This is a genomic window from Candidatus Neomarinimicrobiota bacterium, from assembly GCA_021157965.1.
GTDB lineage: Bacteria > Fidelibacterota > Fidelibacteria > Fidelibacterales > Fidelibacteraceae > Fidelibacter.
Genome location: JAGGVO010000041.1, coordinates 258173 through 270769, shown reverse-complemented (window position 1 = coordinate 270769; position 12597 = coordinate 258173). Strand labels below are relative to the sequence as shown.

The 12597-nt window shown below is 46.5% G+C and carries 7 protein-coding genes and 1 tRNA gene; 5 read left to right on the top strand and 3 right to left on the bottom strand.

What is annotated here, in order from left to right; translation table 11 throughout:
• Nucleotides 1-44: 44 nt before the first annotated feature.
• Both J7K63_06425 and J7K63_06420 read right to left on the bottom strand, forming a co-directional pair.
• A complete protein-coding gene (locus J7K63_06425) occupies nucleotides 45-1871 on the bottom strand; it encodes a long-chain fatty acid--CoA ligase (protein MCD6234653.1) in 1827 nt (608 codons plus the stop codon).
• 72 nt (nucleotides 1872-1943) lie between these two features.
• Nucleotides 1944-3752, bottom strand: a complete 1809-nt coding sequence (locus J7K63_06420; protein MCD6234652.1) for a long-chain fatty acid--CoA ligase — start codon at nucleotides 3750-3752, stop codon at nucleotides 1944-1946.
• 150 nt (nucleotides 3753-3902) lie between these two features.
• On the opposite strand from J7K63_06420, the gene J7K63_06415 reads away from it, so the two are divergent.
• The 5 genes from J7K63_06415 (at nucleotide 3903) to J7K63_06395 (ending at nucleotide 10750) form a co-directional block, all read left to right on the top strand.
• Nucleotides 3903-3974 (top strand) — tRNA-Glu (locus tag J7K63_06415).
• A 180-nt stretch (nucleotides 3975-4154) separates the two neighbouring features.
• Complete coding sequence (locus J7K63_06410; protein MCD6234651.1) at nucleotides 4155-5363, top strand: hypothetical protein; 1209 nt, start codon at nucleotides 4155-4157, stop codon at nucleotides 5361-5363.
• Between the two features lie 10 nt (nucleotides 5364-5373).
• Nucleotides 5374-6063: a FecR domain-containing protein gene (locus J7K63_06405; GenBank protein MCD6234650.1), complete on the top strand. Its 690-nt coding sequence runs from the start codon at nucleotides 5374-5376 to the stop codon at nucleotides 6061-6063.
• Nucleotides 6063-8573, top strand: coding sequence for a hypothetical protein (locus J7K63_06400; protein ID MCD6234649.1), 2511 nt, complete (start codon nucleotides 6063-6065; stop codon nucleotides 8571-8573). Before J7K63_06405 ends, J7K63_06400 begins: the two co-directional genes overlap by 1 nt.
• Nucleotides 8570-10750: a CHASE2 domain-containing protein gene (locus tag J7K63_06395; protein ID MCD6234648.1), complete on the top strand. Its 2181-nt coding sequence runs from the start codon at nucleotides 8570-8572 to the stop codon at nucleotides 10748-10750. Before J7K63_06400 ends, J7K63_06395 begins: the two co-directional genes overlap by 4 nt.
• 25 nt (nucleotides 10751-10775) lie before the next feature.
• Here the strand turns inward: J7K63_06395 and J7K63_06390 are convergent, their stop codons facing one another.
• A complete protein-coding gene (locus J7K63_06390; GenBank protein ID MCD6234647.1) occupies nucleotides 10776-12593 on the bottom strand; it encodes a DNA primase in 1818 nt (605 codons plus the stop codon).
• Nucleotides 12594-12597: the final 4 nt, after the last annotated feature.

The following is a 12597-nucleotide window of genomic DNA, read 5'->3' as shown; positions in this document are numbered from 1 at the left end:
CCCCGGGGATGCTTTTTTGATGTTTTTATACGGGTCCTTCGTGACTACATAAGTCCGTTCATATTGTCCTCTTTGTAAAGGCTTTCAATCTCTTTTTTATACTGTTCTTCCACTACTTTTCGTTTAATCTTCAGGCTGGGTGTCAATCCACCACTCGAAATGGTAAATGCGTCAGGAATCAGCAGGAATTTTTTAATTTGCTCATACCGGGCCAGGGCGGCCTGGCGGGTGGCTATATCTTCCCCGATGAAACTTTTCAGTTCCTTTTTCTTCAGAATCTCTTCATACGGTTCGGCAAATCCCTTTTCCTGTGCCCATTTTTCAATCACATCTTTGGCAGGGACAATGACGGCTACCAGATAATTCCGCCGGTCCCCGACAACCACAATCTGATCAATATAGGGAGACTGACCCAGCAGATTTTCGATGTTGGCCGGTGCAATATTTTTACCACCGGAGGTGACAATCAAATTCTTTTTCCGGTCGGTGATTTTCAGGAATCCATCCTCATCCACCATCCCGATATCTCCGGTATGAAACCAACCCTCTTCATCAATGGCTTCCGCCGTGGCTTTCGGATTATTCCAATAGCCTTTCATCACATTACTTCCTTTAAAAAGGATTTCCCCGTCATCGGCAATGCGCATTTCACAGCATGAAATGGTGGGACCCACTTTACCGAAGCGGATATCATGGGGAAGGTTCACATTGGTAACCGGAGAGGTTTCGGTCAAGCCGAATCCTTCCAGAATGATAATACCGGCTGCGGCAAAAAATTCACCGATTTCTTTAGACAGCGGGGCTCCGCCTGAAACGCAGAAACGAAGTTCCCCTCCAAAGGCATCCTGAATTTTTTTAAAGACCAGTTTTTTGGCAATCCCGTATTGAATTCCCAGTACACCGGTGGGATTTTTCCCCTTCACCAGATATTTTGCCGCAACTTCCCGGCCGACATGACTGGCCCAATTGAAAATTTTCTGTTTCGTTGCAGACGAGTCATGAATCTGATTGGTAATTTTCGCAAAGATTTTTTCATACAGGCGCGGCACGCTGACCAGATAGTGAGGACGGGCAACTTTCAGATATTCCGGAACTTTCAGAATATCTTCGGCAATATAGATTTCCGATCCAAGCCAGAAGGTAAGATGAGACGCCGTACGCTCAAAGCTGTGGCTCAAAGGCAGAAAGGAGAGCCAGCGGCATCCCCGCTCAAATTTCACAATGTCAAATGTGGATATCACATCCGACACCAGGTTGTAATGAGTCAGCATGACCCCTTTTGGGTTTCCCGTGGTTCCCGATGTATAAATCAGGGTCCACAGGTCATCCTTCATAATTTTTTTCCCTTCCTCAACCAGGGTCGTGCCGGATTCCTTTTTCTGTTCCCGCCCCATGTCAAGCAGTTCACGAAAAGTAATGATCCACTTTTCATCAAAGGCTTCATCGTCCATTACAACCATGGTTTTCAGGGAAGGCAGGGATTTTTTTATCGAGAGAATTTTCTCTGCCTGTTCCCGGGTGGATACAATCACGGTGCTGGTTTCGGAATCCTGCAGAATAAACCGGATCTGGGGTGCCAGAAGTGTGGGATAAACAGCCACACTGACATACCCAAAATGGGCACAGGCATAATCGGTAAGAGTCCATTCAGAGCGGTTTTCCGATTGAATGGCCACACGGTTTCCCTTGGTGAGTCCCAGCCGTCTGAGGCCAAAGGCTATCAGCTCAATCCGGTCTGCTGCTTCCCGATAGGTCATAGAGACCCATTTCCCTCCCTTATTTTCATAGAATACATTCCTGTCCGGATTCCGGCCCAGGGATTCGTTAAAAAAATCAGGGATAACGTTCAGCTTGTTACGTTCGTTTGTCATCGTTCCCTCCTGTTCGGATATATGTGTGAAGGATATGGATCCCGGCCTGATTCTCAGGTTCCCGCAAGAGGCTCAGGCTGAATACAGGGCATCGATTTCCTTCTTGTATTTTTCTTCCACAACTTTACGTTTAATTTTCATACTGGGTGTCAGTTCTCCTCCTTCAATCGTGAATGATTCAGGTGGGATAAAGAACTTTTTTACCTTTTCATACCGGGCAAATTCTTCCTGCAGGTGTTGGATATCATGATCAATCAGTTGGTATACTTCCGCTTTGTTCCGGAGTTCATCCCAGGATGAATAATTAATCCCGCTGGCTTTTGCCCAAAGCTCCACGGCTTCCCGGGCCGGCACGACGGCAGCCGTCAGAAAATTACGCCGGTCCCCGATAACCACAATCTGATCGATGTACCGGGATTTGCTCAACACGTTTTCAATCTGGAAAGGTGCAATATTCTTGCCGCCTGAAGTAACAATGATATTCTTTTTACGGTCGGTAATCTGAAGGAAGCCTTCTTCATCGATGGTCCCGATATCACCGGAATGAAACCAGCCGTCCTTATCGATGACTTCTTTTGTAGCCTCTTCATTTTTCCAGTATCCCTGCATAATATTGGGTCCCCGGAAGAGTATTTCCCCGTCATCGGCAATTTTCATTTCCACATCCGGCAGGGTGGGTCCCACCTTTCCGAATTTGATGTTATCCCGGGGATTCACATTGGTTACCGGCGTGGTTTCCGTCAGACCGAAACCTTCCAGTATCACAATGCCTGCAGATGCAAAAAATTCACCCACGACACGCGGTAACGGTGCTCCGCCTGAAATACCGAAGATAAAATGGCCGCCAAAGGCATCCATTACTTTGGATAAAACCAGTTTTTTGGCAAGGCGGTATTTGAAACCGATAAAACCGGACGGTTCTTTTCCTTTCTGGATATAATCCCTTGCTGCAACACTCCCCACATTTTTTGCCCAGAAAAATATCTTTTGTTTCACCGGAGAAGTCTGGCCGATACCATCCAACACCTTGGCGTAAATCTTTTCATATAAACGGGGAACACTGACCAGGTAGTGGGGTTTAGCCTCTTTGAGATTTTCCGGGACTTTCAGAATATCTTCGGCAAAATAGGTGGTTGACCCCACCCAGAAAGACATGTGAATCCCCACCCGTTCAAGGCTGTGACTCAGGGGAAGAAATGAAAGCCAGCGGCAACCGTTTTTAAAATGCAAGGCTGCCTGGGATGCCTGGATATTGGTGGAAATATTAAAATGTGACAACATGACTCCCTTGGGCTTACCCGTGGTGCCGCTGGTGTAAATAATCGTCCACAAATCATCCTTTTTCCGCTCGGCACCCCGACTTTCAAGGGTAAAATTCACTCCGGTCTTATACGTTTTACCTTTGTCCGCCAGCTCCTGGAAAGACATGATCATGGGATCGTCGGTTTTAAAGGAATCAAAGACAATAATGTACTGCAAATCAGGCAGATTTTTCCGGACAGCCAGCACTTTCTTTACATCCTCTTCAGAAGAGGCAAAGACGGCCCTGGCACCTGAATCTTTCAGGATGTATTCCACCTGTTTTTCCATCAGGGTCGGATAGATCGTGGCGCTGACAATGCCAAAATGAGCACAGGCAAAATCAGTAATGACCCACTCCGGCCGGTTTTCGGACTGAATGGCGATCCGGTCCCCTTTTTTCAGCCCCAGGACATCCATCCCCATGGCAACATTCTCAGTGACATCCCGAAGTTCGGCATATGTAAGTCCCTGCCACTCCCCTTTTTTCTTGGTATAAAAGGCAACCATACCGGCATTACGTTTCTGAGAATCAGCAAACAACGCCGGAAGTGTTTCAATATATTCCAATTGATAGGTCATGAACTGTTCCCTCCTGTTCATTAGTTTTAAGATAATGAGTTTCCCCTTGAAATACAACACATGGTATAAAGCACCTTACACCCGGTCTTCCCGATTTTTTTCTTGCACTATATTCTATATCCTCTTATAATTGCGGGCTATTTGAGATACGTCCCGTTCGTCTAGTGGTCAGGACTCAGGACTTTCATTCCTGCAACAGGGGTTCGACTCCCCTACGGGATACTTAAACGACAAAGCCTTCCCCGGGGAAGGCTTTGCTTTTTAATTTAAATTTTTTGCTATGTAATTGATTTAATTGCCAGACCCCTCTATATTTAATGAGCCGGGATGATTTTCATCACAACAATCCGCAGGGAGAACACCTAACTTATCATAAACACTAAAAAATATGAGGAACATATCATGAAGCGTGGTCTTCTGTGTCTTCTGTTCTTTTTTATGGCCACTTCCGGACTGCCTGGAGCGGTTCCCATCGAAATTTCCGAAGAATTTTTTAATGAAGATATCGTCATATTCTACCTCTCTGATTTCAATCTGGAAAATCCCCAGGGGAATCCTTTGATTTTTGAATACTACATCGGAAACAGGAATTATCCCTGTATTTTCCCCGAACCGGTCCGGATCAGCCTGGAATTTTATTTTAAAGCCAGGATCAGAGCTTTGGGATGGATCAGTTTTCAACCCATTGCCACCATTGTTTTGAACCCATTTACCATCGCCGGTCCGTGTCGCATATCCAACCAGATTATTTCATCCAACATCTCCAATTTTTTCATTCCCTACGATTGCCCGGCCCAGGTGAATACCGGGAGTCCCTATGTGGATTTGAACGGCGGCCGGGCAGATGTGGACAAAACGGCCATGTCCCGTTTATCTAACTCCATTTTATCTACGGGACAGCTCCCTGCGGGGACCTACTCCTTTCTGGTCCGCATTATCAATGAAAGCAGCGGCCAGATATCGGAAGTTTCCAAAAATATACGGATTGTTTCCCCCACATCTCTGGAACTCGTCGGTCCGGGAACTCTTGTTCACGGTCTTGGGGACTTTGAAAATCAGTTCAACAGGTTTCCTATGTTCCAGTGGGACAGCGAAGCCTGTGCATCCTGCAACTATGCAATCCGCATCTGTGAGTATGTCCCGGGTATTCATGCGAGTCCTTACGATGCCATGATGGATGAGGCCGTCCTGCCTTTTCCCGATAACGGGGATTTTTATGACGTGGGAAACAATATCACCGTTTTAAATTACGATCCTGCACTGGCCGGAAGAGATCTGGAATTTGGAAAATATTACGTATGGCAGGTAGAAAAAACCTTTGAGACATCCGGTGGACTTCAAAGCATGAAAAGCGAAATCTTCGGATTCTATCTTGAAGATCCCTCCTCGACGGAAACCGCCCGGCGGATGATCAACCCGGTAGAGGAATTGCTGAAGGAACTGATAGGTGAAAACCAGTTTGAAACCTTGAAAGAAGGTCAGCTAAACGGTTATCAGGTATCAGGTATGATTACCGTGAACGGACGACCCATAACTGTTGAAGAGCTCCGGACGATCGTCAACGGCATCCGGAACGGATCTTACACCATTCAAAATGTTTTTGTTGAATAACGAGGTCACCATGAAACACATACAATCCTTTCTTGCCATTATCCTGATCCTTGTGATTATCATCCCCGTCTATGCCGATAATCAAAAACTTGCCATGGTTGCAAAAACAAGAGGAGTGGTAACATTCCGCCATGAAAACGAAAGAGCATTCAAAAACACGGCAAAGGCAGGGACTATCCTGGAAAACGGGGATGTGATCAAAACAGGTAAAGAATCCTTTGTGGCTCTGATTTTTCTTGACGATAAAAGCCAGGTGAAACTTCTTGCAAACTGCGATCTGGAAATCCGTGGAGAAAAGGTTCGGAATCAACTCAACAAAGATCTTTCCATGAATTTCGGAGAATTGAAAGCGGAAATCTCAGACCAGCGAGGGGGAGAATTTAAAATATCCACTCCCACATCCGTGGCCTCGGTGAAAGGAACCGATTTCTGGATTTTATCCGATCCCCGCCTTGGGGATAAAGTTATCGGCCTGAGCGGTCTTGTGGAATTGATGAATCAGATCACAGGTTACACGGTTTCTGTTGGCCCCAATCAAACGGGATTATCCCTTCTAAACGGCAGTGTGAATGTTCAGGTTACCGACCCGAATGATATCCCCCGGGATATTGTTGTGGACGAAAAAGAACTTCAGCAACTGAAAATTCAGTTTCAAACCCCACGCGGAGACACGAAAAACATAATCATAGAATATCGGTAATGAAGAAACGCCTCCTCCGGACCTTATTCCTGTTGTGGATCCCTTATATACTTTCAGCTCAAACCGGCACACTTGTCCATGTCCCGGCGAGAGAATACATACCTGGTGAAACCCTGGTTTTACATTGTCTGTTTTCAGGGAACATCTCTCTTGTTGAACGTATGGTTCTTTATATCCGACCGGCCGGAAACCGGGCATATCGTCAATACCCCATGAAATATAACGGAAGCGAATGGACAGGAATCGTACCCGGAACTGATCTCTCCGGTGGCGACATGGAATATTTTATTATGGCCGAACTGTCACACGGCGGAGTTATCAGTACACCGGATGACAGCCCTTTTGATTATCCCCTGACCATCCGGGACACTAAGAGCGATGAAGCATCCATCCGGAAAAGCACAACACGCCCGGAGGGAGAAGGCGTCCCGGCGGAATATATTATTCTTGCACCTGAACCGGGCGGAACGATTCAATGCAACGATTTTGTTGTAGCCGTTTCCCTTTTCAACCTGCCGGATATTGATTTATCAAGCATCCGACTGGAGCTAAACGGGACTGATTTTTCATCCTATCTGGAAAAATCACAGGATATTATCACACTCACGCTGCCGCCTGAAACTCTGAAGCCGGGGATGTACACAGCAACACTTCATGCCCGGAATCATTATGGCACACTTTTCAGACCTGAAACCTGGACATTTACACTGATCAGTACGGAAGAGTCCATACAGCGCATTGACCGTTCCCTGAGTGGTCAGGCCGGAACCGAATTCCGCTGGGAAGATGTGGATGGAGAACCCAACAATCTTTTCCGTATCACCGGCAGAATCAATGGAACCGTGCAGGGCATTACACTGGGTATTTCAGGATTGTGGGTCTCAAACGATTCCCGTCGGTATCAAGCCAGAAATTCTTTTAATGCTTATGCGCGGACTTCCTATACAGATCTTGAATTAGGAACCTTCTATCCGGAGCTCTCCCGGCTTACTCTTTACGGGAACCGGGTCAACGGAGCCATGATCCGGCTTAAACTGAATTTCCTGAACCTTACATACCTCCGGGGTGAATTGCTCCGCGAAGTCCTGAACCGGGCGGAACTGGACAGTAGTTCACGTACCTGGACCATCTCCTCCTTCACCTATTCCCGGAATATTCAGGTCATTCAGCCTGAAATCCGTATCGGATCCTTCCTGAACTGGAAAATGACCCTTATGCATGCCCGGGACGATACTGCCAGTCTTGATCCGGCTCTGAACATTAAAGATTATAATGCCGATACCGATTCTTATGTCTTCCAGGGAAATTCACCGGTGGACAATCTGGTTTTTGACAACAGCATCACTCTGAAACTGGACAATCAGCGTCTGGTATGGTCTCACAATCTGGCCCTGAGCATGACGAACCGGAACATCCGGGGAGGTGTGCATGATTCCATAACCATTGGTGATAAAATTATCAGCCTTTCGGACAAACTCCCGGATTTTATAAGCCCTGAAAAAATGTCCCGTTTCTTTATCATCAATGAAAATACAACCCTTCCCATACCGGCTGAAGTCAGTGAAGACCTGGCGGACTTCAGGCTTCAGCCCTACAAAATCATGGACTACCCGTCCCTGGCTTACTGGACAACCCTGCGGCTCAATTATTACAATAACCTGATCACTTGGACACTTAAGCATATCGCCCCTGAATTTTCGTCCCTTGCCTACCCGGGGTTGCAGACGGATATTCACCTGTCCGAAATCGGCGACCGGATCCGGCTTTTCAGAAACAGGCTGATTGTGACCCTGCGGTACAGCAGCCAGTATGATAACCTTTTGGGACAACAAAAAGAGTATGTCACCAACACAAATTCAGTATCATCAGCTATGTCTGTCATGCCGGGACAGGAACTTCCCACCGTGTCCATGTCTTTCAGATACTATCTGAGGGAAAACGACCTGAATACAGCCGTTGATACACTCAGTGAATTCTTCGCATCGGCTGCAACCGACCAGCGCATACGAAATGAAAATCTGTATCAGATGTTTACTCTGACTCAACCGCTGAAAACCGGCGGCATCCACTCTGATCTGACCATCAATTATATCCGCGCACTCCGGAAGGATAAAATTCCCAACAGGCCACCGGATTATATCAGTCCCGATTATTCCCTGAACCTCTGGTCCGTTTCCGCCCTTACACAGTGGTCATCCACCCTGACCCAAACCCTGTCCTGGAGTCTGATGGATAATAACATCAGCCGTACCTCCGATTTTACCTATCAGACATTCGCCGGAAAAATGGAAAAATCCCTGTGGAAAAACAAACTGTACGGAACCTTTGAAATCAAATGGACTCACGCTTCAGGTGATGTTGCCTTTGACCAGTACCAGCTTTCACCGGAACTGCGAATAAAAATCTTCGGAAATGATTTGTTTCTGAACCTGCACGTTAATAAACTGAATCAATCCGGGACTACTGGAATGACTACCCGGTTTTACACGAAATACACGTACCAATTTTGATGAAGATCAAGCAAAACACCTGGCAAAACATTCTGGCCGGTGTGATCATCGGCACGGTGGTCATGATGTTGAGCATTTTAATCCGTGAAGCCGGTATGATTGAGACCATCGAACTGAAATCCATTGATTACCGGTTCAAACGGCGGGGACCTGTGGAAGACATCCGGAAGCGGAGTCCCATCGTGGTGGTTGCTCTGGATCAGGAGTCCTGGGAATCCATCCCTTACCGTTTTCCCTATCCCCGAAAAATGTGGGGCAAGGTCGTCCGGAACCTCAAGGATGCCGGTGCAAAGCTCATCGTCTTTGATTTTCAGTTTGACACCCACGACATTAATGATTTTCACAGCGACACCCTTTTTGCTGAAGCCATTAAATATGCCGGCAATGTAATCCTCCCCAGTAAGCTGAATCAGGAAATTGTCCGGGGACATGTCATCCAGCACATCACTGAACCGGTGGATCTTTTTTACGATGCCTGCCTGACAACCGGGCTCATCGGTGAATTGAAGGATATAGATCAGTATACACGGAATTATTCCATTTTTTATCCCCTCAAGGATAAGTACTACCTTTTTCTGGGCATGAAAGCAATAAAGGAGTATCTGGGCATTCACGACTCCGTGAAAATGGCTTTTTCAAAAGACATGAATTTTATTGAATACGGTCCCTTGCGCATTCGACACAACAACGGAAACAGCTTTATGATCAATTACTACGGACCGCCCAAAACATTCAGCTCCTACTCCCTTTCTTCTGTTCTGGATGATGCGGAAACGGATCTCAGAGGGGACTATGACACGGATTACATGGAACTATGGAAAGGCGACAAATCGGCTTATCCCAAAGAACTCCTTTCCATTCTGAATCCCACAGGTGAAGATTCTCCCTTTAAAGGTAAAATTGTTCTCATCGGGGATGCCCTTGAAGAACATTTTGATACCAAATTCACCCCTTTTTACAATTATAAGGGGATGACCAATCTCATGGCCGGTGTGGAAACCCATGCTCATGCCATGCAGACGGTCCTGGACGGAAATTACCTGATTAAACCCGATAAATGGGTAAATAATGTCATTGTATTGGTTTTAAGTGTTTTGGCCCTTATCATCACCATCACCCTGGGGCCCGTATGGGGGATTATCATCATTTCCCTCTTAATCCTGGGATATGCTTATCTGTCCTTTTACCTTTTCAGTGAAAATCGGATCATTATTGAACTTTTCGTTCCACTTCTTGCTGTTTTTCTGTCCTATGCTTTTGACATTTTGTATGAATTCATCCTTGAACAACGTGAAAAGAAAAAAATCCGGGGGATGTTTTCAACCTATATTTCTCCTAAGATTCTGAAATATCTGGAAGATCATCCTGATGCTTTTACCCTGACAGGAGAAAAACGGGAAGCCACCATGTTTTTCTCTGATGTGCAAAATTTTACCACCATTTCCGAAAGTCTGAACCCGGAAGACCTGGCCAAGTTATTGAACAAATATCTTTCCCCTATGACCCAAATCCTTATGAGTTACGACGGTTACGTGGACAAGTACGAAGGTGACGCCATCATGTGTGACTTCGGTGTGCCCGTGGAAGATGACGAACATGCCCGGAAGGCCTGCTGGGCTGCCCTGGATCAACAGAAAAAGATTGCCGAACTGAGGCCCGAACTGAAAAAGGAATATGGTGTGGAAATCTATGTCCGCATGGGAATCAATTCCGGAATGGTCAGTGCCGGTAACATGGGGTCCGAACAGCGTTTCCAATACACCGTGATGGGAGATGCCGTAAACGCCGCTTCCCGATTTGAAGGAGCGAACAAACAATACGGCACTTATCTGATGATTGGAGAAAGCACATACAATCTGGCGAAACCTTTCATAGAAGCCCGGGTGCTTGACCGCCTGATTGTGAAAGGAAAAGCTAAACCTATTACGGTATACAACCTGATGGCAAAAAAGGGTGAAGCTACGGAAGCGGAACTGAAGCTCATAGAATGGTACGAAAAGGGATTAAATCACTACTGGGATCAGAAATGGGATAAAGCCATCAACGCCTTCCGGAAAGCCCTGGAGTTTGTCCCCGGCGATCCGCCTTCAGAACGCTTTATCCAACGATGCCGGGAGTTTAAACTTTCCCCACCGCCCGATGACTGGCAGGGTGAGTTTATCATGACGACAAAATAAAGTCGCTTTATCGCAAATTGAATTTCTATTCGTTTTCTTCCCGAAAGATATCCGTCGTCAGGGTATCCTGAAGGGATTTCAGTTTTTTCAGAAGGGTTTGTTTTTCTTTCAGCAGGGTACCGGGGAATTCCCCTTTTTTATCCGCTTCCCGGAGTTTTTCACCGATCAGGGTTAACTGATCCCTGATTTTTTGTTCACCCAGCCGGGCAAGACAATCCAGAAAAGTTTTTTTAGGTTCCCGGAAAGGGTTTCCTTCCATAATCAGGCGGAAAATGAAGCGCTGAATCGTTTCATCTTTCACGGCTTCAGCCAGGGAAGAGGAGCTGATTTGCATCTGTTTACGTAAAACCGGCAGGATGTGTTTATAGACCTTTCGGAGAAAATCATGTGTAAAAAGGTCTTCCTTCAACACCCTGAGAGCAGCGGCCCGGATGGAACGGTCCGGTGTATTTACCAGCAATTGTATCAACTGGTATTGAGCCGCTTCAGATTTATTGGCAAAATGTTTCTCTTTCTTTACAGGTCCAACATACATGGCATCCTCTTTGTCCCTGGCACCTGTGCGACTCAGCTGATGTTTCAGCACGGCCATATCCGTCCCGAAAATCCGTCCCAAGTCACTGAGAAACATCTCTTCCGTCACCGGATCGGTAAAGGATCCCAGCTGATCCAGAATTCGTTTTACAGCATCGGACCTTCTGGCTGCCGAAAGGCTAAACGGTTTGATCAGGGATTCAAGGTGGGACATAAAATCCGGAGCTTCGTTGATTTTCATCTGGAAGGCTTCGGCTCCCGCCTGACGGATGAAGCTATCGGGGTCCTCCCTGACAGGCAATTTTAAAACATGGCAGGATATTCCCTGAGGTGCAAGAATAAGCCCTGTTTTAACGGCGGCTTTCTGTCCCGCCTCGTCTCCGTCGTAGCATAAAACCGCTTTGGAGGCGAACCGTTTGATAATCCTGGCGTGATCAGGAGTAAAAGCTGTTCCTGATCCGGCAATGATATTTGTAAAACCGTTCTGCCACAACTGGAGCAAATCCATGTAGCCTTCCACAATCAAAACTTTGTCGGTTTTCCGGATGGCATCCCGGGATTTATGAAGGCCGTACAAAATTCGGCTTTTATGATAGACCGGCGTTTCAGGGGAATTGAGATATTTTGCCCCCTGGTCATCACCGGTCAGAACCCGTCCGCCGAATCCGACGGGATTCCCCCGGATATCGAAAACGGGAAACATAATCCGGTTTCGAAAGCGGTCATATTTCTTCTTACGCTCTGATTCGGTAACGAGTCCCGACGAAATAAGCAGCTTTTCATCAAATTTTTTCATTAATGCCGCTTTCAGCAATGTATCCCAGGCTTCGGGGGCATACCCAATTTCAAAAGTGTTCAGAGTCTCATCATCCAGTCCCCGTTTGATCAAATACTCCCGGGCGGTTTTTCCCTCCGGAGATTTCAATGCTTTCCTGTATAAATCGATGGCCAGGCGGTGGAGTTCATAAAGTTGTGAACTGATACTTTTTTCTTCTTCCGAGGGTTGATAGGTATATTCCTCAAGGCTGATGCCGGCCCGGTCTGCCAGAGAATGGAGGGCTTCAGGAAATGTGATCTTTTCATAAGTCATGACAAAATTAATCACATTCCCTCCGGCTCCGCAGCCAAAGCAGTGATAAATTTGTTTGGATGGGCTCACACTGAAGGACGCCGTTTTTTCCTGGTGAAAAGGACACCGGGCCCAGTAATTCTGTCCTTTCCGGGTAAGGGAGATATAGGAGGATACGACATCCACTATATCGTTGGATTCTTTAATCTGTTCAATCACATGTTCCGGTATACGTCCCATGATA

What these genes read in the sequence shown, in the direction of transcription:
- J7K63_06425 (MCD6234653.1), bottom strand. Translation starts at nt 1,871, where the DNA reads ATGACAAACGAACGTAACAAGCTGAACGTTATCCCTGATTTTTTTAAC.
- J7K63_06420 (MCD6234652.1), bottom strand. Translation starts at nt 3,752, where the DNA reads ATGACCTATCAATTGGAATATATTGAAACACTTCCGGCGTTGTTTGCT.
- J7K63_06410 (MCD6234651.1), top strand. Translation starts at nt 4,155, where the DNA reads ATGAAGCGTGGTCTTCTGTGTCTTCTGTTCTTTTTTATGGCCACTTCC.
- J7K63_06405 (MCD6234650.1), top strand. Translation starts at nt 5,374, where the DNA reads ATGAAACACATACAATCCTTTCTTGCCATTATCCTGATCCTTGTGATT.
- J7K63_06400 (MCD6234649.1), top strand. Translation starts at nt 6,063, where the DNA reads ATGAAGAAACGCCTCCTCCGGACCTTATTCCTGTTGTGGATCCCTTAT.
- J7K63_06390 (MCD6234647.1), bottom strand. Translation starts at nt 12,593, where the DNA reads ATGGGACGTATACCGGAACATGTGATTGAACAGATTAAAGAATCCAAC.